We start from the raw sequence: 23,456 nt of genomic DNA, 5'->3' as shown, positions 1-23,456 counted from the left end.
CCTGGACGCGACATGAAGCTATCGGAGGCCCTGGCCGTACTGGAGCGCAGCTTCAGCGGCCTGGAGGAAGGTGCCCCTCGGCTCGTCGAGGCGGAGGATGACCGCTTCGGCTTGCGGCCGAGCGCGGTGTGGCTCGAGTACCGCTGGTACGTGCGCGCGGGCGGAATGGCGGAGGTGTTCCTCAAGTCCGAGCGCGTCCGCGCAGGAGTCCGCTTCCAAGCGGAGGCCACGGTGCTGCGGGTTCATCTGCTTGGTGCTTCGTCGGAGCTGTCGGAGCGCGCGGCGCAACTGCTCGTCGGAGGGCGCCCCGCGCCGGAGCGGCTCATGGGACTGTTCGGTGACGATGGTGTGCGCCGCGAGGTGGTCGCCTTCGGGCGCACGAGCGTCACCGTGGAGCACTGGGACACGCCCGGCCCGCGCCCTGTCCTGGCCGAGGCGCGCTTCCGTGCGCTCGCGGAGCGCCTGGCGGACCCGGCCTCGACGCCGGAGGAGCGCCACGAGGCGGTGCAGCGCCTCGCCGACGAGCGAAGTCCTCGCGTCGTGGAGGTGCTGTTGGAGCTGCTCTCGCGTCAGTCCTCGCTGATGGCGCTGCGCGTGTTGTCCGAGTGGGGCGAGGAGCGCTCCAGGGCGCCTCTCCTGCGCGCCCTGGACGCGGTGCGCCCCGACAACCCCGCGGACTTGTGGACGCTCACCGCCCTGGTGCGACGTCTGGATGCGTGGACGCACGTGAAGCGCTGACGGAGGCCACGGTGATGCCCTCCGCGATGAGGTCTTCACGCAGGCGCGTCAGCACCTTGCCCAATAGATTCAGTCCCCTCCAATTGGACGGGTCCTGGATGTTGGGATTGTCCATGCTCAACCCCACACCCCAGATGCGGTCCATGGGACTGGCTTCCACCAGCTCCGTGCCAGCCGTGGCCAGCAGGGCCTCCAGCAGCGAGGCGTTCTGGGTGAACTTCGCGCGATTGCCCTCATGGACGACGCGCTCCCGCTCACGCTCCCACGTGGCGGCATCGAAGTTCCTCACCTTGCGACCCAGCGCCTTCTGCGCCTTGGGCGCCGAGGTCTTCAGGATGCTGGCGAGCACCTCCATGTCACCGAAGACGCGCGCCTTGCCCGCCATCATGTACTGCTCCGTGCAGCCGTAGTGGACCCCGTCCACCACGAACTCGGAGCGGTGCCACTGCGAGAAGGGCGACTCCTCTTTCCAGAAAAAGGTGAACCTGCCCTGCCGCTGAGTGCCAGCCATCGCGAGCCTCCTGGTTGGTGTTGATTGTACACCAACGCTCGGGGCGCGAGGCCCTGACAAGCGCCATGCGGTCGGCCAGCCGCTGGACGGGAGGCGCCCCAGGAGAGGCACCTCCCGTGCAGGGCGATTCAGCCCTGGGCTCGGGCGGCGCCCGGAACCTTGGGGCCGAGCACGTCGCGCAGCGCGTCCGTCACCGTCAGCTTCGGCGTCCATCCCAGCGCGCGCAGCTTGTCCGGAGCCCCGATGAGGCTGGGGATGTCGGAGGGACGCAGGCGCGCGGGGTCCAGCTCGATGCGCGCATTGACGCCCGCGAGCGACAGCATCTCCTCCAGCAGGCTGCGGATGGTCCGCCCCTCGCCGCTGCAGATGTTGTACGCCTGCCCGGGCTCGCCCTTCACGAGCAGCAGCCGGTAGGCCTCCACCACGTCACGCACGTGGGAGAAGTCGCGCACCGCGTCCAGGTTGCCCGTGCGCAGCACTGGGTCCACCGTGCCCAGGCCAATCGCTCGAATCTGCGAGGCGAAGGAGGGCACGACGAATGTCGGGTCCTGACCTGCGCCCAGGTGGTTGAAGGGCCGCGCCATCATGACTTCCAGCCCGTAGCTGCGGTGGAACTGCACACCCGCCAGCTCCGCCGCGGACTTGGAGGCCGCGTAGGGACTCAGGGGCACCGCGGGGGTGTCCTCGGTGGCGCGCGTTCCTTCGGGCACCGGGCCGTACACCTCACCCGAGCCCACGAGGACGACGCGCGTCTTCGGCGCGTTCTCCCGCAGCGCCGTCAACAGATGCACCACCCCCATGGTGTTCACCGCGAACACGCGCGAGGGGTTGTGGTGGCTCTTGGCCACCGAGCTGAAGCCCGCGAGGTGGATGACGCCGTCCGGCTTCGCCTCGGCCACGGCGGCCTTCACCGCGGCCTCGTTGGCCACGTCGAAGTGCAGGGCGCTGCTGCTGACGCCCTCACCGCGCGGCCCGTGCGCTTCAACCACCTCGTCACCGGCGGCGCGCAGAAGCGCGCACAGATGCCTGCCGACGAACCCATCCGCTCCCGTGACGAGAACCCGCATCTACCGCTGCCCCGCCTTCACGCGCTCCAGGTCCGCGTCGACCATCATCTCCACCAGCTGCTTGAAGCGCACCTTCGGCTCCCAGCCCAGCTTGGCCTTGGCCTTCGCCGGGTCGCCGATGAGCAGGTCCACCTCGGCCGGGCGCACGAAGGCCGGGTCGGTGAAGACGAACTTCTGGTAGTCCAGCCCCACGCGGCCGAAGGCGATCTCCACCAGCTCGCGCACCGTGTGCGTCTCGTTGGTGGCCACCACGTAGTCCTCGGCCTGGTCCTGCTGGAGCATCAGCCACATGGCTTCCACGTAGTCGCCCGCGAAGCCCCAGTCGCGCTTGGCGTCCAGGTTGCCCATGGGCAGCTTCTCCTGGAGGCCCAGCTTGATGCGCGCCACGTTGTAGGTGACTTTGCGCGTGACGAACTCGAGGCCACGGCGCGGAGACTCGTGGTTGAAGAGGATGCCGCTCACCGCGAACAGGCCGAAGGACTCCCGGTAGTTCACGGTGATGTGGTGGCCGTACGCCTTGGCCACGCCGTACGGGCTGCGCGGATAGAAGGGCGTGTCCTCCGTCTGGGGGACCTCCAGCACCTTGCCGAACATCTCGCTGGAAGACGCCTGGTAGAAGCGCACCTGGGGCCGCGTGTGGCGGATGGCCTCCAGCATCTTCGTCACGCCCAGCGCGGTGAACTCACCGGTGAGCACCGGCTGGTTCCAACTGGTGGGGACGAAGGACTGGGCCGCGAGGTTGTAGACCTCGTCCGGCTTGACCAGATTCAGCAGCGCCGCGAGCGAGAACTGGTCCAGCAGGTCTCCCTGGTGGAGCTGAATCTTGCCGTGCAGGTGCTGGATGCGCTCGAACTTCTCTTCCGACGAGCGGCGCACCATGCCGTGCACCTCGTAGCCCTTCGACAGAAGAAGCTCCGCCAGATAGCTGCCGTCCTGCCCCGTGATGCCAGTAATGAGTGCGCGCTTGGTCGCCATGGTCTTTTTCGCTGTTGGCTGGAAGACGCACTTTGTACCTGACGCGGTTGCCCGGAGCCAACCGTTCCCTCTGGCTTCGTACTTGAAAGGCACACCCCTCGTGCGAAGTTAGGGAGGACCCACCTGCCTGGAGCCTTGGTCATGCGTCACCCTCTCGTCTTCGCCCTGGCGGCTGTCGTCGCCGGCTCCGTTGCCTCCGCTCAATCCACCCAGCCCTTTCAAGTCCCCGCCGTGCGGGAGACGACGCCCGGGCCCGCCGCGACAGGCGGTCTCATCCAGGACGTCGCTGTCTGGGTAGGGTCGCCCGTCGCGGGGCAGGGGGATGCGGGCATCGGGCTGCTGCTCACGGCCTATGACAATCAGAACTCCGGCCTCTCCACCTTCGGGTTGGATGGTCAACAACTGGAGCAGGAGCAGGATGGACCCACGGTGAGCGTCGCGGTCCGGGATGGCTTCCGGCTGGGGCCGTCGACGCGTTCCCTGGCGGTGACGGCGAACACCGTCGTCGGGTTGTCGGCCTACGTCGTGGATGGTTTCCAGACGACGAATCGGGTGCAGCGGATTGGCGTGGGGCCGTTCGTCGCCAACAGCACGACGTTCAACACCGTGGCGCTCTATCGCAGCCCCGGCACCGGTCGCTTCTTCGTGTTCGCGGGGACCGCGGACGGCTCCCTGCAGCAGTTCGAGTTGTCCGGAGAGGATGGCGGGTTGTCCTCCACGCTGGTGCGTCCGGCCATCGACGTGGGAGGCCCCATCACCGGGCTGGTCGCCGATGAGGAGCTGGGCTTCGTCTACGTCGTGCAGGCCGGCGAGGCCATCTGGCGCTACAACGCGGAGCCCAACGGCGGCACCAGCCGAGTCCTGGTGGCGTCCCTGTCGGCGACGGGCAGCAACCTGTCCAGCACCGTCAACCGCGTGGCGCTGTACCGCGCGGCCAACGCGGAGGGTTACCTGCTGGCGGCGGACACGGGCGCGGGCACGTTCGCCGTGTTGGATCGCCGCACGTATGCCTTCCTGGGTTCGTTCCGTGTGACGGCGGGGGATGGAGGCCTCGACGCGGTGGAGGCGCCGCGCGCGCTGGCGGTGTCGGCGCTGCCGATGGGGCTGGAGTTCCCCCAGGGACTCTTCGTCGCGCAGGACTCCAACAATGGCGGCACGGACAACCTGAAGCTGCTGCGGTGGGAGGCCGTGGCCGCGGCCTTCACGCCGCCGCTGCGCGTGGACACCCGGCCGTCGACGGGCGACGGTGGCACCGACGCGGGCTCGGATGGCGGCTTGGATGGGGGCGGAATCGGAGGGGGCGGCGGGCGCCCCTCGCCGGGCGGTGGCGGTATCGACCTGGACAACGACACGTCTGGCTGCACGTGTGCCGCCGCCTCCGTGCCCGGTAGTGTGCTCCTCGGCCTGCTGGCCCTGGGGTTGTCGGTGCGCCGACGCCGCGAGCGCTGAAGCGCGTTGCCATGGGGCGCGGGGCACGATGAAGTGCGGCCGCTCATGCGTTCCTCGCGTCCCTTCCTCCTCGCGCTCGTGACTTGTGCCGCCGCCTGCGCCGGCACCCAGCCCTCCGCGCCTGTCTCCTCGCCTCCCGCGTCACCAGTGCGAATCACCCTGGTGGGCCTCAACGACTTCCACGGGCAGGTGGAGCCGCACCGCGCGCGGCTCGCGGATGGTCGGACGGTGGAGGAGGGCGGCGCCGCCACCCTCGCCGCGTATGTCGCGCGGTTGCGCGAGGACAACCCCGGAGGCGTGCTGCTCCTGGATGGTGGCGACCTCTTCCAGGGCACGCTGGCGTCCAACCTCACCGAGGGGGCCATCGTCGTCGACGTGTACAACCACCTGGGGTTCACGGCGGCGGCCATCGGCAACCACGAGTTCGACTACGGGCCCGTGGGGCCCGCGCCCATGGCCTCGGGCTCTGGCGAGGACCCGCTCGGCGCTCTCAAGGCGCGCGTGAAGCAAGCGCGCTTTCCGTTCCTGTCCGCCAACCTCCGCGACGCGACGACGGGGAAGACTCCCGCGTGGCTGGGCAACGACGGCACGCACATCGTCGTGGTGAAGGGCCTTCGCGTCGGCGTGCTGGGCCTCACCACCGAGTCGACCCCGAGCGTCACCAATCCGGCCAACGTCGCCTCGCTGCGCTTCGCGCCCCTGGCGTCCTCGGCGCTCGAGGCCTCACGCTCCCTGCGTGAGCGCGGCGCGGACGTGGTGGTGGCGGTGGCGCACGCGGGCGGCCAGTGCTCCGACATGCGCAACCCCCGGGACACGTCGAGCTGCGACAGGGGCGACGCTGAGATTCTCGACATGCTGGCCGCGCTGCCCCCGGGCACGCTGGACGCGGTGGTGGCGGGGCACACGCACCAGACGATGGGCCACTTCTTCGACGGGGTGCCCATTATCGAGACGACGGGACAGGCTCGCTCGCTGGGCGTGGTGGAGCTCTTCGTGGACCCCGTGCGCCGCCGCGTGGACCCGTCACTCACTCGCATCCAGGCCGCCATTCCCCTGTGCACCCAGGTGGAAGCGACTCATGGCGGCTGCGATGCACGGCGCCTGCGCGAGCGCGCCGAGGTGAAGCTCGCGCCCGCGGTCTTCCTGGGCACCCCGATGCAGCCGGATGCGGAAGTGACGCGGCTGCTCGCGCCCACGCTGGCGGAGGTCGATGCGTCCCAGGGACGTGCGTCGGGCGTCTCCTGCGCCTCGCCCCTGGCGCGCGGCTTCACGGAGGAGGGTGCCCTGGGCAACCTCATCGCGGATGCGCTGCGCGAGGCGGCCGGCGCGGACGCCGCGGTGATGAACCCCGGAGGCATCCGGGCCGACCTACCAGGTGGGACGCTGTCCTTCGGCCACGTCTACCAGGCGCTGCCCTTCGACAACACCGTGGCCGTGCTCACGCTCACCGGCACCGAGCTGCGGCACCTGCTGGAGCTGGCCCATGGGGTGGAGCGCGGCGCAGTGTTCGCCGTGTCGGGACTGGAGCTGACGCTGGCCCGCTGCCCCGGGCCCGGTCGGCTACAGGGTGTCACGCTGGAGGGCGGCAAGCCGCTCGTGCCAGAGCAGCGCTACCGCGTGGCGGTGCCGGACTTCCTCGCCCGGGGTGGTGACGGCGTGGACGGCGTGACGCGGCCGCTGCCTCCCGAGCGCACCGAACTCTCCCCGGTCCGGGGAATGGACCTGCGCCAGGCGCTGATCTCCTACGGCCGTTCCCACGGGGGCGTCCTGCCCACGCCCGCGCTGGGACGCGTGCGCTACAGCGGTGTCGCACAGGTGTGTCCCACAGCCTCTCGCTGAGAGAACCTGGGCTGAAAATTCGACCGCGAGCTGATCCGCTGGCGGTGAATGGGGCCGCCAACCCTTGGAAAGATCAGCGGAAACGCTCCCGGGCCGATTTTTCGGCCTGGGATCAGTTTTCAACGGAAGGAAGAGTCCTTACTCTAGGGCTCGCGAGTGCCCGTGCCGAGGTGGCCCCGTCATCAGGGACTGCGTGCGAGGGCCTCCGAGAGCGGAGGGACTGACATGCTCTACAAAGTGACCCCGATGATGCCGCCGCCGCCGGACAAGGCGAAGCCGCGTGAGCCGGGGCAGGCCCAGCCGCGCAAGCGGCGCAAGTCCGCCGTCTACGACGCGGATGGCCACGAGGTGCTCATCTCGTTGATGTGCATCAAGTGTCGCACCCTGAAGCCCCTGGCCCAGTTCGGCCTGCGGAAGATGGCGGACGGCGCCATCCGCAACCAGCCCTGGTGCCGGACGTGCCGCTCGGGCGCGGGCACCAAGAAGCCCAAGGCTGGCAAGGGCGAGGCCACCGCCGCGCCCACCGAGGCCGCGCCGGTGCTCCAGGTCGTCGAGCGCGCCGCTCCCAAGGCCACCGCCGAGGTCGCCGAGCCCGCCACGCCCGCGCGGGGCTGACGGCTCCTCGCTCCGAAGTCACCCCTCCGGGTCGACCATGTCCTGGCCGACCTGAAGGGACGTTTTCGAGTCCCTCGTCACGACAGTCGCAGGCCCGCCGGCAGCGTGTCGCCGAGCGCGCGTGCTTCATCCGCAGCTTCCAACGCCACCACTTCGCGCACCATGCGCACCCACGTCTCCGACGCCTGCGCGGCGACGAGCGCCTGCGCCGCGCGCTCGCGCAGGGCTGGGTCCACGTCTCGCGTGCGGTCTCCCGTGAGGCGGGCGAGCTGCGCGGCGGCGAACGGCGCGCCGTCAATCTTCCGCAAGTCGAGCTCCAGCAGCAGCGTGAGCCACGCCTCCGCGGTCTCCACGTCCACCACCTTGTGGCCGCTGCCGTAGAGGGGCACGCGTGCGCCCAGTCGGCCCAGCGCCCAGGCCCACGGCCCGCCAGATTTTGCCTCGGCCTTCAGCCGCTCGGCGATCCACCGCCCCACCTCAGCCTTGTCCGAGGGCGACAGGTGCTCCAGTGAGGCCGCCGTGCGCACCATCTCCTCCAACCCTTCGGGTTGGATTCCCTTGAGCTTGCCGGAAGGCGGCGCGCCGGGGGGCACCTTCCTCGCGAGGTGCGGCTGGAGGTAGACGTAGAGCTTCTGCTGCTGCGCCTCGTTGAGTCCGCCGGCGATGCGGCGCCACATCACCCAGAACTCCGTCCACACCGCCTTGTCCGAGTGGTGCTGCACCAGCGCGTCGAAGAGGCTGAAGGTCTGCTCCGCGCGCCAGCCGTCCAGCGGGTAGCCGAAGCCCGGGCGCAGGGTGAAGCCCGCGAGGCTGTAGAAGACGCGCTCGTGGTCCTCGCTGCGACGGCGCTTGCTGGCGCCCGCGTACAGGGTGCTCCACATCTCGCGCAGCACCGGCACGCGCCACGTGTCGCGAGGCCCCAGTGCCTTCTCCAGCGTGCGCGAGAGCTGCTTCACGTCCTTGGAGCCCAGCGGCAGCGGCTTGTTGCCGTAGACGCGCTCGATGTTGTCCTTCGCCTCGGCGAAGCGCGCGGGCATGGACTCGGTGACGGTCAGCTCGTGGGAGCCGCCGGTGCCGCGCAGCTCGAACTCCAGGCGCCACCGCTCGTCCGCGACGTCGGAGACGCAGTACAGCTCCAGCGTGCCAATCTCCGTCAGCGCCGCCTGGAGGTGCACCGGCACGTCCGCGACTTTTCCCGCCGCGCCCTTGAGCAGCGTGTGGATGGGCGGCAGGGGCTTCAAGTCCTCCGCCAGCGGCACCAGGTCCCCAGGCTTGTCGATGCGGTCGCTCGTCGTCGAGTAGAGCTGGAACTGCACGGGCCGGCCGAGCGTGAGGGTGAAGGGGCGCTCACCCAGGTCGACCTTCTGGCCCTCCTCGAAGCCTCGGGGAATGAGGCAGAGGGCGGGCTGCTCCGCGCTGTCCGCCGCGCGCTGCAGGCCCACGTAATACGCGCGCGCCGCGCCACCGCCGATGCGCAGGCCGTGACCACGCCGCACCAGCCCGTAGTACGCCGCGCCCCGCGCCACGGCCAGCTCCAGCGATTCGTGGCGCAAGAGGGAGATGGTCGGCGCGTCCGGCCACCACGCGGACACGGCCTCCACCAGTCGCTGCGAAATCCAGGGCGAGTTGAAGACGCCGCCGTTGAGGAGGATGGCGTCGGGGCGGGGGAGGGCGCCCTCGAAGGCAGGCGTCTCTCCCAGGGCCGCGAAGCCCGCCGCCGCGTGCTGCGCGAGGAAGGCCGCCAGGTGCCGTGTCACCGCCGCGTCCTGCACGTACGGCAGGCCCAGCTCCTGGAGCGCCATGCGCGCGGCGCGGCGAGGCCGCTCCGTGGGTGGGGTGCGCGGGAAGAAGCCGTCCAGCACCAGCGCGTGGGCCTCCTCGCGCGTCAGCTCGGACGACAGCGTTCCTCCCAGCAGTCGGCTGCCCTCGCCCGCGAGCGACACGCCGTACTTCTCCGGTGGCGCCTTGCCCAGCAGCGCTTCCTTCGCGGTGCGCGCGGCCTGAATCGCCTGCGTCCACTGCGTAGCGGACAGGCGGCGTCCGTCCGTCAGGAGCTTCTCCTCGACGCGCCGGGCCAGCGCGGCGTCCATGTTGTCGCCCCCCAGCATCAGGTGGTCACCCACCGCGAGGCGCCGCAGCATGGGGCCTTCGGGCGATACTCCCGCGTGCACCAGCGTGAAGTCCGTGGTGCCGCCACCCACGTCCACCACCAGCACCAGCCGGACGTGCGCGAGCGTCTGCTCCAGCTCCGCGCGGTGGCGCGCGGTGTAGTCGTAGAAGGCGGCCTGGGGCTCCTCGAGCAGGGTGAACTTCTCGAGCCCCGCCTTGCGCGCGGCGCTCACCGTGAGGGCGCGCGCGGCCTCGTCGAAGGAGGCGGGGACGGTGATGACCACCTCCTGCTTCGACAGGGGCTCATCCGGGTGCGTGAAGTCCCAGGCGCGCGCCAGGTGCGTCAGGAGCAGGGCGCTGGCGTCGACGGGGGACAGCTTCTGGACGTCGGCCGGAGCGCCCCAGGGGAGGATGGGCGCGGAGCGGTCCACGCCCGGGTGACACAGCCAGCTCTTGGCGCTGGCCACCAGTCGCCCCGGCACGCGAGCACCCTGCCAGCGCGCAAGCTCCCCCACCACCCACGGACCGCCGTCATCGCCCCAGGGAAGCCGGAGGGACTCGGCGCTCAGCTCGTGCCCCGCCGGCACGTACACGGTGGAGGGAAGCAGCGCGCGCGGCGCCACCTCCCCCTGACGGACCAGCTGAGGGACGGGGAAGTCCTCCACGGGCGCGCTCGCGCCCCGGGCGGGGTCCACGGACGCCACCGCGCAGTGGGTGGTGCCCAGGTCGATGCCAACGATTCGCATACACCTCCGTTTGCCGGCCGGCGTTCTACTCCTTCATGCGGACGTTGAGCTCCAGCTTCCAACGTCCGGCGCCACCTTTCTCCAGGCACCGCAGCTCCAGCGTCCCCACCTCCGTCACCGCGGCCTGCAGGTTGACGGGGGTCAGGTCGCCAAACGCCGAGGCCTGTCCGGGCATGGTGGTCTCGATGGGGGCCAGCTCCTCCATCTCTCCCTTCGCCAGCTCGTCCGCCACGTCATCCACCATGACGCCGACCTTGTCGTCGCGCCGCATGGAGGAGGAGAAGAAGCGGAAGCTGGTGGGCTCGCCGGTGACGAGGCCGAACTCCTGCGGCGGCACATCCGCCTGCGTGCCTTCCTCCATGCCGAAGGGCGCCACGCACAGCGCCTTCACCGGAGGCTCGAAGCCGGGCACCGCGGGCATCGCCGACTCCACGCCCACGTAGTACGCGCGCGCCGTGCCACCGCGGATGCGCAGGCCGTTGCCCTGGCGCACCCAGCCGTAATACGCCGCGCCGCGCGCCACCGCGAGGTCCAGGTCCGCGCCCTCCAGCTCCTTGGCGGGCTCCCCCCCGTCCGCCTTCAGCCACATGTTGAGCACCTCCATGACGCGCTCCTTGAGAGGGCCCGCCTTGAAGACGCCCCCGTTGAAGAGCACCGCCGTCGGGTGGAGGAAGGACTTGTCGCCCACGTCCACCGGCGCGTCGTGGCTGGCCGCCAACGCCTGGGCCTGCCGCGTGAGGAAGGCCGCCAGATGCCGTGAGACGCCCGGGTCCTGCGCGTAGGGCAGCGCCATCTGCGCCAGGCCCATGCGCCGCGCGGTGCGGGGCAGCTCCGCCAGCGGTGTCACGGGGAAGAAGCCGTCGGTGAGGACGCGGTCCAGCTCCTCGCGCGTCAGCTCCGTGCGCAGCGTTCCGCCGATGAGCGACGAGCCCCGTCCAGGGATGGAGATGGGCACCTTGTCGAGCGAGGTGTCGCCGTACAGCGTCTCCTTCGCCTGCCGGCAGCCGTGGGTGAGGGCGTTGAATTGCCACGGGTCCAGCTTCTTGCCGTCGGCGGCCAGGCGCTGGTTGAGCGTGTGCGCCAGCGCCAGGTCCATGTTGTCGCCGCCCAACAGGATGTGGTCGCCCACCGCCACGCGCAGCAGCTCCACCTCGCCACCGCTGTCTCGCACGGTGATGACGGAGAAGTCGGAGGTGCCGCCGCCCACGTCCACCACGAGGATGACCTCGCCGGGCTTCACCTGCTGCCGGAAGTTCTCCCCCATCGCCTCCAGCCACGCGTACAGCGCGGCCTGCGGCTCCTCGAGCAGGGTGAGGTGCTCGATTCCCGCCGCCTTCGCGGCCTCCAGCGTCAGCTCGCGCGCCGCGGCGTCGAAGGACGCGGGGACGGTGACGATGACGTCCTGGGAGGCCAGCGCGTTGCCGGACTCGTCATCTCCCTGGGCGAAGGTCGTGTCCCATGCCTCCTTGAGGTGGCGCAGGAAGCGCGCGGACGCGTCCAGCGGGGACACGCGCTGCACGTCCTCCGGGGCCTGCCACGGCAACAGCGCCGAGCGCCGGTCCACGCCGGGATGGGACAGCCAGCTCTTGGGGGAGGAGACCAGCCGGGTGGGGACCTTGGCCCCGTGGGAGCGGGCGAACTCTCCGATGATGGAGGTGGCGTCCTTGTTCCACGGCAGGGCGAGGCTGCCCTGGGGAAACTCCTGGGCGGAGGGCAGATAGAGGAAGGAGGGCAGCAGCGGGCGCGCTTCCAGCGTGCCGGGCGCGGTCAGCTGGGGGATTGGCAACATCGACTGCGCGCGTCCCCGGGCCTTGCTGTCCTCGAGGTTGAAGTAGGACACCGCGGAGTGCGTGGTGCCAAGGTCGATGCCGATGGAATAGCGGGCCATATCGGGCTTGAACTCCTTGAGGGCTCCCTTTTGTCCGGTCTGCGCGTCCGCTGAGCGACGCTCAGGCGAGCTCGACTTCCGCTGGAGCGAGCACTCGCGGGTCCATGGCGGGGCTCACGACCGGAAACTTCACCTCCGACGTCACCCACCCGTGGTGGCGCAGCGTGCCGGTGTGCGGAGGCTGGCCCGTCACGTTGCCGATGAGGCGGATGCGCTGGGCATCGAAGGACACGGGCACGGTGACCTGGTCCCCCTCCGACTGGGGGAGCACCGCCTGGAGCGTGAAGTACTGGCCCATCACCTTGCGGCACCCCTCATGGACGGTGCGGCAGGCGGCGCCCACCTCGGCGTCCGAGAAGGCGGCCACGTTCTCCTGGAGGAAGTCCACCAGCCGACCTTCCCGCTGGAGCATGGCCAGCAGCGCCAGGGCGCTGGCGTGCTCCCGCTCGGGCGGCAGGGCAGGGGGGGGCGGGGGGGCCTTCTCCACCGTGGGGGTGGGGGACGGGGTCTCGGAAGGCAGGAGGTTCAGCTGCCCGGCGTCGTAGGCCCGGCTGGCGGGCAGCACGGCGCGAGCGAAGTCGCCGGACACGAGGCAGCGCCAGAAGCAGAGCCAGGCGAGCCAGAAGCGCGCGAAGAACGACAGCGAGGCAGACGGGTCAGTCATCGACTCCGGATAACAAAGCCCGCCTGCTTTGCAATTCGGCAGTTGCCCGAAATGCCCCCAAATGCAAAGGGCCTCACGGTTTCCCGTGAGGCCCTTCGTTTTCAACATGGTGGAGGTGGACGGGATCGAACCGACGACCTTCGCATTGCGAACGCGACGCTCTCCCAACTGAGCTACACCCCCATTACGGGCCCTGCGCGCTGCGCCCCGGCGTTTGGGCCGCCGAGGTGAACGGGCTAGTACCGGACCCCTTTCTTGCTGTCAAGCGCAAGCCTTCGCAACGCATCCGTGCGATTGACGTGCCGCGCAGCGGATGCCATAAAAACCCTTCTTCTCAGGCGTACCCTTCCCGCCCGGTGTCCCTCCCCCCGGTAATGTCTACCTCCCCTTCAAAGACGTTGAGCCCGGCCGAGCTCGCGAAGCTCGAACACGCGTTCGCTTCAGACCCTTCGTCCGCCGCCTATAAGCCCTTGGCCGAAGCGTACCTGAGCATGGGTCGCTTCATGGAGGCGATGGTCGTCTGCAAGAAGGGCGTGAAGGCGCATCCCAACGCCGCAGACCCGCGCGTCCTCTTGGCCCGTGTCTATGCCGACCAGGGCAAGGACAAGAAGGCCCTGGAAGAAGCGCTCGGCGCGCTCCAGGTCCAACCCGAGGACAAGGCCGCGCTGCGGCTGGCTGGCGCCATCCAGCTCAAGACGGGTGAAGCCGAGCCCGGCAAGGCGAACCTCCTCAAGGCCTACAGCGTGGATCCGGGAGACCCGGACACCGTCACGCTGCTGCAGCAGCACAAAATCGAGCCGCCGCGCCCCGCCGCGCCCGCGCCGGTCGTCGCGCCGCCGGTGCTGACTCCGTCCGCCACCCAGCAGTCCGCGTCGGCCCTCTCCAACGTCGCCGCCACGGCGGGCGCGGAGGCGCAGGCTTCCGTCGCGCCCACGCCGAGGCCCCCGTCGACTCCGCGCCCTCCCTCGGGCCCTTCCGCCCCGGTTCGCAACGAGGCGCCCCAGCGCGCCACCCCCCAACGCCGCCCGCAGCAGGTGGTGGTGGAAGAGGTGGACGACGAGGATGACGACTCGCCCCGGCATCGCGGCGGTGGGCGTGTCTCCAGTGGACGCGGCAAGCTGGTGACGCTGGCGCTGCTGGTGGCCATCCCGGTGTTCGCCGGTGGCTACGGCTGGTACACGGCGCACACCCGGAAGATCTCCCGCGAGCTGAAGAAGCACCTGGAAGGCTCCGCGGAGCTCCTCAAGCGCGACTCCTTCGACAGCTACAAGAAGGCGTGCGAGGAGGCCGACAAGGCGCTGGAGGTGAACTCCGACTCCGGTCTGGCCCATGGTTACCTGGCGTACGCCTACGCCATCCGCTGGGGTGAGCACGGCGGTGGTGACGATGCACGCCGTCGCGCCGAGGAGCATCTGGCCGCGGGCATGAAGGCGGGCGACGTCAGCTCGCACCTCATCGCGGCCGAGGCGCTCGTCCAGACGTACGGCGGCAAGGGCAAGGACGCGCTGGGCAAGCTGGAGGAGAAGGTGCGGGCCCTGGACTCCCAGGGACGCTCCAGCTCGCTCCTGTACCTGACGCTGGGCCTCATCCAGATGAACGCGGGAGACCTGGACCGCGCGCGGGACACCCTGGAGCGCGCGCAGACGCTGGCGCCGGACGACCCGCGCGTCTACTCCGGCCTGGGCGCCGTCTACCGCCGGCTGGGCCAGGACAACACCGCCTGGAAGAACTACGACCTCGCGCTGCGCTACGCGAAGGACCACCCCGAGTCGCTCCTGGGCCGCTCCCTGCTGATGCTGGAGCAGGACGAGCCCAACTTCGGGCTGGTCCAGACGATGCTCAAGAAGCTGCTGGAGGCGGAGCCGCCGCCGTCGCCCCGTCAGCTGGCCGCCGCGCATCTGGCGCGCTCGCTGCTGGTCAGCCGCGTGTCCGCCGAACTGCCGGAGCTGAAGCCGGACGTGCAGCAGAAGCTGGTGGAGGCCACCGCGGTGCCGTTGGAGAAGGACAAGGCGCGCGCGGAGATGCTCAAGAGCGAGGAGACGGGCTTCTCGCTCGACAAGCAGAACCCGGAGCTGCACCTCATCAAGGGCCGCCGGCTCCTGACGGAAGGCAACTTCGAGCAGGCCGCCGAGGAGATTCGCAAGGCCATCCGCGTGGACTCCTCGCGCGCCCAGTTCCACGTCGAGCTGGCCAAGGCCCTCATGGGCAAGCAGGGTGGCGAGAAGGAAGCCGCCGAGGCGCTCCAGACCGCCCTCAAGACGATGGGCGACAGCCCCAAGCTGGTGGTCATGCTGGGCAACGCCCTGCGCCGCCAGGGCAAGCTGGATGACGCCCTGACGCAGTACCAGCGCGCCGTGAAGGACCCGAAGGCGAAGAACCCCGAGGCCCGCCTGGCCATGGGCACCATCTACCGGGAGCGCTCCGACTGGCCCAAGGCCCAGGAGCAGCTGGAGAAGGCGAGCCAGGAGTTCGTCGGTCAGCCCGAGCGGTCGGCCGTGGCGCTCACCGAGCTGGCGCGCGTCTTCCAGGGCAAGGGCGACGCGGCGAAGGCGGACGAGACGTACCAGCGCGCGCTCAACGCCGACGAGGGCTTCACCCCGGCGTACTACTACTACGCCACGCTGCTCTCGAAGGACGCCAAGCAGACCCCGAAGGCGAAGATGCTGGCGCAGGAGTACCTCAAGCGCGAGCCGAGCGGTGAGCACGCCAACGCCGCTCGCTCCCTCTCCGGAGGGTGAGCGGGGTCCGACTCCGTCGCCGGGGTCGGACAAGCGGGGCTGATGCGCGCGGGCAGCACGGCGCGCATCGTGCCCGCGGGCCTGGGTTGATGTGGCCCGGGCCCGAGGCTATGCCCCAGGTGTTTGCCTTCCCACGATTGTCAGGACACGAAGACGCGGACCCGGGCCCCCCAAGGGTGCCGGGCGGGCGGCCGTTCGCGGGCGCCCTGTCGCGGTGACGTGTCCTTGCCCACCCCCGGGTGGTGCTTGTATGGGAGGGCCGTCAACGCGTCGGCAGTGCCCCTGTCACGCCCTCCCCTGGAGTCCGCTTGAGCGCGCGTGCAGAGTCCATGTCGACGACCGCGTCCGACCTGATCTCCCTGATGAAGCCGAGGCTGTCGAGCCTCGTCCTCATCACCACCGCGGGTGGCATGTGGCTGGCGCCTGGACCGCTGGCCACGGGAAATGCCCTGGTGACGTTGCTGGCCACGGCCGGCACGGTGGGCGCGGCCAACGCGCTCAACTGCTACTGGGAGCGTCATAGCGACCGGTTCATGGCCCGCACGCAGAACCGGCCACTGCCCTCCGGGCGGATGGAGCCGGCGGTGGCGCTGTGGTTCGGCATCTCCCTGGCGGCGGTGTCCCTGCCTGCGCTCGCGCTGGGGGCCAACGTGCTGACGGCGGCCCTGGGCCTGCTGGCGCTGCTCAGCTACGTGCTGGCGTACACGCCGCTCAAGGCGCGCACCTCGGCGGCCATGCTGGTGGGCGCGGTGCCGGGCGCGCTGCCTCCGCTCATGGGCTGGACGGCGGTGACGGACCGGCTGGACGCGGGCGGCTTCTCGCTCTTCGCCATCCTCTTCCTGTGGCAGATGCCGCACTTCATCGCCATCGCCCTGTTCCGCAAGGAGGAGTACGCGGCGGCGGGCCTCAAGTCGGTGCCCCTGGAGCGCGGGGACGAGTCCAGCCGGGCGCAGATTGTCCTCTACCTGGTGGCGCTGGTGCCGATGACGCTGTTGCCCTTCCAACTGCACATCGCCGGCTCCTGGTACCTGGCGGCGGCGGTGGCGCTGGGCCTGAGCTTCCTGGGCCTGGGAGCGTGGGGGTTCTTCCGCCGACTCGGGAAGCCCTGGGCGCGGCAGGCGTTCTTCTTCTCGTTGATCTACCTTACCGGACTGTTCGCGGCGCTGAGCCTGGACCGCGTTCCGCGCGGCTAGCGCGCGGGTGCCGGCGGGACACACCGCCCCATGCCTGATACCTCGGTCTCCACCCCTCCGGTTCCGCTGCTCCACCTCGAGGGGCTGACCCGACGTTTCAAGGGCCGCGTCGCCGTGGACGGTTTGACGCTGTCCGTGCGGCCCGGCGAAATCCTGGGCCTCCTGGGCCCCAATGGCGCGGGCAAGTCCACGACCTTCCAGATTCTTGCGGGCCTGCTGGCCCCGGATTCGGGTCAGGTGCGCTTCGCGGGGCGGGAGCTGTCGCTCAGCGACCCGGCCCTGCGCCGGCAGATGGGCATCATCTTTCAGCGCGGCAGCCTGGATGACCTGCTGACCGCGCGGGAGAACCTGATGCTCGGGGCCCGGCTGTACGGGCTGACCGGGGAGCGGGCGCGCGAGCGGGTGGAGTCGATGCTCACGCTCATCGGCCTCGCGGACCGGGGTGATGAGCGCGTGGGCACGTGGTCCGGTGGCATGCGCCGCAGGCTGGAGCTGGCGCGCGCGCTGGTGCATCAGCCGCGCGTGGTGCTGATGGACGAGCCCACGCAGGGCCTGGACGAGGCGGCCTTCCGCACCTTCTGGGCGCACCTGAAGCGGCTGCGCGACGCGGAGGGCATCACCGTGCTGCTGACTACGCACCGGGCCGACGAGGCGGAGGTGTGCGACAGGCTGGCGGTTCTCGACGCGGGCAGGCTGGTGGCATGCGACACGCCGGCCGCGCTGGCCTCGCGCATGGGCGGGGACATCCTCACCGTGGAGGCGGCCGAGCCCGAGTCGCTGGCGCGCGAGGTGCGCGAGAAGCTGGGCGTGGACGCGAAGGTGGTGGAGGGGAAGGTGCAGGTGGAGGCCCGGCAGGGGCATGCGCTGGTGCCTCGGCTGGTGGAGGCCTTTCCGGCAGGCAGGTTGTCGTCCGTCTCGTTGCGCCGGCCCACGCTGGCGGACGTGTTCCTCCAGCTCACCGGGCGCGCGCTGGGCGCCGATGTGCCGGCCGCGGAGCCCGCGCCGAGGAAACGCCGATGACCGCCGAGATTTCCACCGCGCAACCCCCCGTGACAGCCGTCGCTCCGGCGCCATCCCTTCCTGGGACGCTTGCACTGCAGTGGGCGACGGTGCGCGTGCTGATGGCGCGCGACGTGGTGCGCTTCTTCCGTCAGCCCAGCCGCGTCGTGGGCGCGTTGGCGCAGCCCATCCTGTTCTGGTTCGTCATCGGCTCGGGCTTCGCCGGCTCGTTCCGCGTCGAGGGCGCGCAGGGGCTGGGCTACCAGCAGTTCTTCTTCCCGGGCGTCGTCACCATGGTGCTGCTGTTCAGCGCCATCTTCGCGACGATTACCGTCATCGAGGACCGGCGGGAGGGCTTCCTCCAGGCGGTGCTCGCCGGGCCGGGCTCGCGGCTGGCGGTGGTGCTGGGCAAGGCGCTGGGCTCGTCGGCCATCGCGCTGATGCAGGCGTCGCTGTTCCTGCTGCTGGCGCCGCTGGCGGGCGTGAGCGCGGCCACCGTCAACCTGCCGCTGCTGTTCTCGGTGATGGTGCTGTCGGCGCTGGCGCTGACGGGCATGGGCATGTCGCTGGCGTGGTGGGTGCGCTCCAGCGCGGGCTACCACGCGGTGATGAGCATCGTGCTGCTGCCCATGTGGGTGCTGTCCGGGGCGATGTTCCCGCTCAAGGGCGCGGGGACGTGGTTGTCGTGGGTGATGGTGCTCAACCCCATGCGCTTCTCCGTGGAGGGCGTGCGTCGGGCGCTCTACGGCGCGGAGGCGTCGGTGGTGGTGGGCTCGCCCATGTCGGGGACGGGGCTGGAGGTGCCGGTGCTGCTCGCGTTCGCGACGGTGTTCGTCGGACTGGCCGCGGTGAGCGTCAGCCGTCGCGAATAGCGCGGACGCGCCGTTGGACAGGTCGGCGTCCTTTGACTACGAGGGGACGCGGAAGATGAACTGGTTCACCGAGGAGATTGCACGATGACGCTGCGCACGCTCGGCCTGTCGATGCTGGGAGCCGCGGGGCTGCTGGCCCTGCCCGGTTGCAAGAAGGAGGAGGCTCCCGCCACTCCGCCACCTACCACCCAGGCACCGCCTCCCTCGGCGGCCCGCGCGACGGAGCCTGGCGCCGAGCACGCGGCGACGCCGATTCAGGCGGACAAGGACCCGGGGAACGAACAGGGGAAGGTCGCCGTGCCCGCGGGCAACGGTGCGGTGAAGGGGACTGTGACGTTCACCGGCACGCCTCCCGCCGCGGCCGACCTGCCGCCGAACACCGACCCGGCTTGCGAGGGGCGAGGCTCGAAGGAAGAGGCGGTGCTGGTAAAGGACGGCAAGCTCCAGAACGTGCTGGTGCGCGTGAAGGGGAGCGTGGCCGGGGCTCCGGCCGCGCCGAGTGCTCCGGTGGTGGTGGACCAGACGAAGTGCACCTATGTGCCTCGCGTCCAGGGCGCGGTGGCGGGGCAATCGGTCGTCTTCAAGAACAGCGACGGCACGCTGCACAACGTGCGCGGAGTGGTGGGGACGAAGGCGGCCTTCAACGTCGCGCAGCCGCCCTCGGGCGCGCCGGTCCAGAAGCCCGTGCCTCCGGCGGATGACGTGTTGAAGCTCAAGTGCGACGTGCACCCGTGGATGACCGCGTTCGTGGTGAGCAACCCGAACCCGTACTTCGCCACGACGGGCGCGGATGGCGCCTTCGCGCTTCAGGGGCTGCCCGCGGGCACGTACACCGTGGAGGCGTGGCACGAGACGCTCGGGACGAAGACGACCGAAGTCACGGTGAAGGACGGTGCTCCGGCCGAGGTCTCCTTCGCGTTCTCCTCCGAGGACACGTCCGCGAAGAAGTAGACCCGCGCCTGTCTCCGCGATGCGGGCCTGAATCCAGGCCCGTGTCGCGTGCCGCCGAGGAAGCCGCGAAGAAGTAGACCCGCGCCTGTCTTCGCGATGCGCGCCTGAATCCGGGCCCGTGTCGCGTGCCGCCGGGGATGCCTCCGCGAAGAAGTAGACCCGCGCCTGTCTCCGCGATGCGGGACTGAATCCAGGCCCGTGTCGCGTGCCGCCGGGGAAGCCGCGAAGAAAGAGCCCCGTGCCTTCGAGCGGGGAGCCACTCCCCTGGGTCTACCTACGCCGCCGGCCGCTCGATGGCGTCCGGTGGCCCCGCCTTCTTCACCGTGAAGCCCACGCGCGCGCCGCCGCCTTCGCGATTCTCCGCGAACGTCTCTCCGCCGTGTGCCCGGGCAATGCGCTGCACCAGCGCGAGCCCCAGGCCCAGCGAGCCCGCCTCGCGCGCTTCGCCACCCCGGTCCTTCCGGTAGAAGGGCTGGAAGATGCGAGTCTCCTCGCCCGGCTGGAGTCCTGGACCCCGGTCCTCGACGCAGAACGCGAGGTGCTCTCCCTGCTCCTGTACCCGCAGCTTCTCCACGCCCCCCCCATGCCGCCGGGCGTTGTTGAGGAGGTTGGCCAACGCGCGCCCCAACAGCGTCGCGTCTCCCACCAGCCCCGTCTCCGGCGCATCCACGTCGAGCATCTCCAGCGCGAGCCCCGCGCGCTCCATCGCCTGGGTCGCGAGCGTGCGCCCATCCAGAACGCGAGGCGTGAGCTGACCGAAGTCCAGCCGTGAGCTTGCGAGCAGCTCGCCCACCAACGCGTCCAGCTCCACCACCTCGCGGTCCACCTGGTCCAGCGTCTTGGGATTGCCACCGCCGTCGCGCAGCAGCTCCGTCAGCACGCGCAGCCGAGCCAGGGGCGTGCGCAGCTCATGGGACACCGCCGCGAGCAGCTCCCGCTGGTCCGCCACCTGTTTCTCGATGCGCCCCGCCATGTGGTTGAAGGCGACGGCCAGCACGGTGAACTCCCCCGTCGCATGCGGGAGGACCTCCGCGCGCGCGTTGAGCCGTCCCGCGCCCAGCGCCTCGGTGGCCTGCACCAGCGCATCCACGGGCTTGGCGAGCCTTCGCGCCATCTTCCCGGACGCCATCCAAAGCATGAGACACGCCGCGAGCAACGGCAGCATCACCTTCAACGGAGTCTTGCCGCGCGCCAGCCCGTTGCAGACGCGCACCTGTCCCAGGGTCGTGCCCGCGCGCATGACGGGGAGGGTGAACTCAGCGTGTTTGCACAACCCACCCGCCAGCACGAGCAGCTTGCCGCTCGCGTCCGTCACCTCCACTTCGATGTCCAGGTCCTTCGCGAAGGACTGCGCCAGGGCGTCTCGCCGCGCGGGCTCGCTCCACACCTCCTCGAAGCGGTGGCTCGCGAAGTCCTTCAGCCGCATCATCTCCTGCTTCCACGTGTTGCCACCCACCAGGCTGAACACCGTGGCCACCACGACGCCCGTCATGAAGATGCTCAGGCCGAACCACAGGAACAGCCGCCGATGCAGGCGTGAGCGCACGAAGTGCCCGAGCCGGCTCATGCCCCAGTAGTGGTGCCGCCAGTGCGCGCGCTGCTGGCGCTTCCAGTGGAGATGCGCGCGGCGGTGATGTGCCTCCCACGCTTCCAGGGGGTTGGAGAACGGACCTCGGCGGCGGTCCTTCGCCTCCTTGCCATCGTCCTTGTCGGCCTGGGTCCACTCTCCCTGGGGCGGGCACGCGCCTTCGCGTTCCCCCTGCAGCCACCGCGCGATGGCGTCGGGGTCGTCCGACTCCGGACCCCAGGAGGGTTCGCACGGGTCCTTCTGATTCCAGGGCCCTCGGCCTCGCTTGCCGTCGCGGCGGCCCATCAGAGTCCCTCTTTGGCGAAGACGTAGCCCACGCCGCGCACCGTCTTGATGAGCCGGGAGCCCACGTCGCCCAGCTTCTGGCGCAGATGCGAGATGTGCACGTCCACCGTGCGCTCGCCCACCACCGTGTCGCTGCGGCCCGCTTCACCCAGCAGCGCGTCGCGGGGGATGACCCGCCCGGCCCGGCGCACCAGCGCCACCAGCAGGTCGAACTCCAGCCCCGTGAGGTCCACCAGCTTTCCTTCCGCGCGCACCTCGCGCCCGGCGACGTCGATGGACAACCCTCCCGCCTCCAGTCGGTCCGCCACCGACGAGGGCTGCGAGCGGCGCAGCACCGCGCGCAGGCGGGCCAGCAGCTCACGCGGACTGAAGGGCTTGGGGAGGTAGTCGTCCGCGCCCAGCTCCAGCCCCACCACGCGGTCCGTCTCATCGCCCTTCGCGGTGAGCATGACGACGGGAATGCGGCTCTTGGCGCGGATGCGCTTGCACACCTCCAGGCCGTCCATGCCCGGCATCATCACGTCGAGCAGCACCGCGTCGTAGGCGCTGGCCTCCAGCGCCGCGAGCCCTCGACCACCGTCGGCGGCATGGGTGACGTTGACGCCGTTTTGCCCCAGGTACTGCGCGAGCAGTTCGTAGAGGCGGGAATCATCGTCGATGAGCAGGACACGTGTGGACATGGACGGAGTGGAGTCTAGCGCGGCCCCGGCGCGGGGGCCTGGGCCGTTGAGGAAGACGGCGACTCGGGCTGCGCGGGGGCGGCCGAGTGGAACGTGGGCGAGTTGCCCCAGGGCCCTCGAGAATCCCAGCGCTCCGCCCACCCGCCAGCATGGCAGTGGCGGCGGTGGCGGGCGATGCTGGCGAAGCCGGAGGCATAGCCTCCGAAGGTTCCCAGGGCGAGCAGGACGATGAGCAGGCGACGGCGCATGGCGGAGTTCCTCTGACGTTTGTTCGGGGAAGGGGAACGGCTCACACCATCCGCTGGTCGTCACCGCGAAAGCCGCCACGCCCGCCGCAGTGACGCCCGTGCCAGCCCGGGCCGCCGCGCCAGCCATGGCCCCAGCCGTGCTCAAGCATGTCCGCCAGCTCGCGCCGCTGGCGCGCATCCAGCGCTTCATGCACCTGCGAGAGTGCGCCCTGGAGTGAGCGACGGGCGTTCTCCAGCGCCACGTCGTGCCGCGTGAACAGCTCGCGCAGCGCGGCGCCATCGAAGTGCTCTCCGCGCAGCGCGTTGCCCAGGGCCGAGCGGCTGGGGCCCACCTCATCGCGCACCTTGTCGAAGGCCTCCGTCACCTCCTCGGTGGCCTGGATGATGACCTTCTCCTGACCGGGAGACGTCTCCAGCCGCTCGAACAGCCAGCGCAGCCTCATCCGCCAGCCAAACCGGCTGCCGCGCCTGTGAGCGTGGTGATGCCAGCGACGACCGCCCTTCACCGTGTAGACGAGGCCGGCGAGGCACGCGGTACCAAATAAGAATCCGAACATGGGTCCTGCTCCTTCAAGAGTGCGGGCCCGAAGTAGGGCGCGCACCGGGTTTGATGGGCAGGAAGGTAGAAAACGGGTGTGAAGGGCGCGCCGGAGCCGCATGAAGAAACGTGAAGGGCCCGGTGCGGGTTCGGCGTGTTCGGGATGAAGAGGCGAATGTGGCCTGTTCATCTCCCGAGCGATTTTCAGCCTCTCGGATTGTCCTCTGGTCGACGGCCGCCTGCCCGCTGGGCGGAGGTCGGGTGGACAAAGGAAACCGGGAGGTAGATTGTCGCGGCAGTGTCGGAGCGATGTCCGCCCCGCACTGGTGGTCCGGCTGGTCCCGGGTCGCCGTCTAGCAGAAAGAAGAAGGTCACATGGCAATCGGTACTGTGAAGTGGTTCAACGACGCCAAGGGTTTCGGCTTCATCGCTCAAGAGGGCGGCGAAGACGTGTTCTGCCACCACACGGCCATCAATATGGATGGCTTCCGCACCCTCCAGGAGGGTCAGCGGGTGGAGTTCGAGGTGACCCGTGGCCCCAAGGGGCTGCAGGCCCAGAACGTTCGCGCTTACAACGGCTAGCGTCATTCCTGGCCACCCTTGAGTGAGCCCGAGGCCCGGTCTTCCCACAGGGAAGGCTGGGCCTTCGTCTTTGGTGCGAACAGGCCCGTCGAGCAGGCGAGCGCCCGTGCGGGCCACGTCGGGACTCGCCCCCTTCCTTACCTTCATGGCTGAGCGCGGCGCACCCGCCGCCTGACGCCCG

Annotated in this window: 20 protein-coding genes and 1 tRNA gene; 10 read left to right on the top strand and 11 right to left on the bottom strand. The window is 70.3% G+C overall.

Annotated elements, in window-relative coordinates; all coding sequences use genetic code 11:
* Positions 1-12: 12 nt before the first annotated feature.
* Positions 13-738 (top strand): hypothetical protein, encoded by a 726-nt coding sequence (locus HUA76_RS16010; RefSeq protein ID WP_174461369.1) that lies wholly within the window; start codon positions 13-15, stop codon positions 736-738.
* On the opposite strand, the gene HUA76_RS16005 is transcribed toward HUA76_RS16010, so the two are convergent.
* The 3 genes from HUA76_RS16005 to gmd form a co-directional block, all read right to left on the bottom strand.
* A complete protein-coding gene (locus HUA76_RS16005; RefSeq protein ID WP_174461368.1) occupies positions 689-1,249 on the bottom strand; it encodes an NADAR family protein in 561 nt (186 codons plus the stop codon). The two genes, HUA76_RS16010 and HUA76_RS16005, sit on opposite strands and share 50 nt — an antisense overlap.
* A 128-nt stretch (positions 1,250-1,377) precedes the next feature.
* Complete coding sequence (locus HUA76_RS16000; protein WP_141645573.1) at positions 1,378-2,316, bottom strand: GDP-mannose 4,6-dehydratase; 939 nt, start codon at positions 2,314-2,316, stop codon at positions 1,378-1,380.
* Complete coding sequence (gene gmd, locus HUA76_RS15995; RefSeq protein ID WP_141645572.1) at positions 2,317-3,291, bottom strand: GDP-mannose 4,6-dehydratase; 975 nt, start codon at positions 3,289-3,291, stop codon at positions 2,317-2,319.
* A 141-nt stretch (positions 3,292-3,432) separates the two neighbouring features.
* Here gmd and HUA76_RS15990 point away from each other — a divergent pair, with 141 nt between their 5' ends.
* From HUA76_RS15990 to HUA76_RS15980, 3 genes are all read left to right on the top strand, one after another.
* On the top strand, positions 3,433-4,740 hold the full coding sequence (locus tag HUA76_RS15990; RefSeq protein WP_174461367.1) for a myxosortase-dependent phytase-like phosphatase: 1,308 nt from the start codon (positions 3,433-3,435) through the stop codon (positions 4,738-4,740).
* A gap of 45 nt (positions 4,741-4,785) precedes the next feature.
* The gene (locus tag HUA76_RS15985; RefSeq protein WP_174461366.1) at positions 4,786-6,579 is read left to right on the top strand and encodes a bifunctional UDP-sugar hydrolase/5'-nucleotidase; all 1,794 of its coding nucleotides are present in this window, start codon (positions 4,786-4,788) and stop codon (positions 6,577-6,579) included.
* A 225-nt stretch (positions 6,580-6,804) separates the two neighbouring features.
* Entirely contained in the window at positions 6,805-7,194 is a 390-nt protein-coding gene (locus HUA76_RS15980; RefSeq protein WP_141645569.1) for a hypothetical protein, read from the top strand.
* A 77-nt stretch (positions 7,195-7,271) separates the two neighbouring features.
* Here the strand turns inward: HUA76_RS15980 and HUA76_RS15975 are convergent, their stop codons facing one another.
* From HUA76_RS15975 to HUA76_RS15960, 4 genes are all read right to left on the bottom strand, one after another.
* Entirely contained in the window at positions 7,272-10,049 is a 2,778-nt protein-coding gene (locus HUA76_RS15975) for an Hsp70 family protein (protein ID WP_174453346.1), read from the bottom strand.
* Positions 10,050-10,074: 25 nt separating this feature from the next.
* Positions 10,075-11,937, bottom strand: a complete 1,863-nt coding sequence (locus tag HUA76_RS15970; protein ID WP_141645567.1) for an Hsp70 family protein — start codon at positions 11,935-11,937, stop codon at positions 10,075-10,077.
* Positions 11,938-11,998: 61 nt separating this feature from the next.
* Positions 11,999-12,601 (bottom strand): DUF2760 domain-containing protein, encoded by a 603-nt coding sequence (locus HUA76_RS15965; protein WP_174461365.1) that lies wholly within the window; start codon positions 12,599-12,601, stop codon positions 11,999-12,001.
* A gap of 107 nt (positions 12,602-12,708) precedes the next feature.
* Positions 12,709-12,784 (bottom strand) — tRNA-Ala (locus tag HUA76_RS15960).
* Between the two features lie 287 nt (positions 12,785-13,071).
* Between HUA76_RS15960 and HUA76_RS15955 the strand changes: the two genes are divergently transcribed.
* The 5 genes from HUA76_RS15955 to HUA76_RS15935 all read left to right on the top strand — a co-directional run bounded on the left by HUA76_RS15955 (position 13,072) and on the right by HUA76_RS15935 (position 19,354).
* Positions 13,072-15,339 (top strand): tetratricopeptide repeat protein, encoded by a 2,268-nt coding sequence (locus tag HUA76_RS15955; protein WP_217439740.1) that lies wholly within the window; start codon positions 13,072-13,074, stop codon positions 15,337-15,339.
* Between the two features lie 308 nt (positions 15,340-15,647).
* Complete coding sequence (cyoE, locus tag HUA76_RS15950) at positions 15,648-16,532, top strand: heme o synthase (protein ID WP_141642756.1); 885 nt, start codon at positions 15,648-15,650, stop codon at positions 16,530-16,532.
* 30 nt (positions 16,533-16,562) lie between these two features.
* Positions 16,563-17,552 carry an ABC transporter ATP-binding protein gene (locus HUA76_RS15945; RefSeq protein ID WP_174461363.1) on the top strand — a complete coding sequence of 330 codons (990 nt, stop codon included), beginning with the start codon at positions 16,563-16,565 and terminating at the stop codon, positions 17,550-17,552.
* A complete protein-coding gene (locus HUA76_RS15940) occupies positions 17,549-18,403 on the top strand; it encodes an ABC transporter permease (RefSeq protein WP_141642754.1) in 855 nt (284 codons plus the stop codon). Before HUA76_RS15945 ends, HUA76_RS15940 begins: the two co-directional genes overlap by 4 nt.
* An 84-nt stretch (positions 18,404-18,487) precedes the next feature.
* Positions 18,488-19,354: a carboxypeptidase regulatory-like domain-containing protein gene (locus HUA76_RS15935; protein WP_174461362.1), complete on the top strand. Its 867-nt coding sequence runs from the start codon at positions 18,488-18,490 to the stop codon at positions 19,352-19,354.
* Between the two features lie 274 nt (positions 19,355-19,628).
* Here HUA76_RS15935 and HUA76_RS15930 read toward each other — a convergent pair whose 3' ends face one another.
* Genes HUA76_RS15930 through HUA76_RS15915 form a run of 4 tightly spaced genes read right to left on the bottom strand, consistent with a single transcriptional unit; the run spans position 19,629 to position 22,712 of the window.
* Positions 19,629-21,227: an ATP-binding protein gene (locus tag HUA76_RS15930; RefSeq protein ID WP_254614255.1), complete on the bottom strand. Its 1,599-nt coding sequence runs from the start codon at positions 21,225-21,227 to the stop codon at positions 19,629-19,631.
* Complete coding sequence (locus HUA76_RS15925) at positions 21,227-21,907, bottom strand: response regulator transcription factor (RefSeq protein WP_141642752.1); 681 nt, start codon at positions 21,905-21,907, stop codon at positions 21,227-21,229. Before HUA76_RS15925 ends, HUA76_RS15930 begins: the two co-directional genes overlap by 1 nt.
* A 14-nt stretch (positions 21,908-21,921) precedes the next feature.
* A complete protein-coding gene (locus tag HUA76_RS15920) occupies positions 21,922-22,155 on the bottom strand; it encodes a hypothetical protein (RefSeq protein ID WP_174461220.1) in 234 nt (77 codons plus the stop codon).
* Positions 22,156-22,196: 41 nt separating this feature from the next.
* A complete protein-coding gene (locus HUA76_RS15915) occupies positions 22,197-22,712 on the bottom strand; it encodes a periplasmic heavy metal sensor (RefSeq protein WP_174461361.1) in 516 nt (171 codons plus the stop codon).
* A gap of 356 nt (positions 22,713-23,068) precedes the next feature.
* Here HUA76_RS15915 and HUA76_RS15910 point away from each other — a divergent pair, with 356 nt between their 5' ends.
* The gene (locus HUA76_RS15910; RefSeq protein ID WP_141642749.1) at positions 23,069-23,275 is read left to right on the top strand and encodes a cold-shock protein; all 207 of its coding nucleotides are present in this window, start codon (positions 23,069-23,071) and stop codon (positions 23,273-23,275) included.
* Positions 23,276-23,456: the final 181 nt, after the last annotated feature.

Origin of the sequence: Myxococcus sp. CA056 (assembly GCF_013336715.1) — a bacterium.
Taxonomy (GTDB): Bacteria; Myxococcota; Myxococcia; order Myxococcales; family Myxococcaceae; genus Myxococcus; species Myxococcus llanfairpwllgwyngyllgogerychwyrndrobwllllantysiliogogogochensis.
This window is presented reverse-complemented; position numbering and strand designations above follow the sequence as displayed.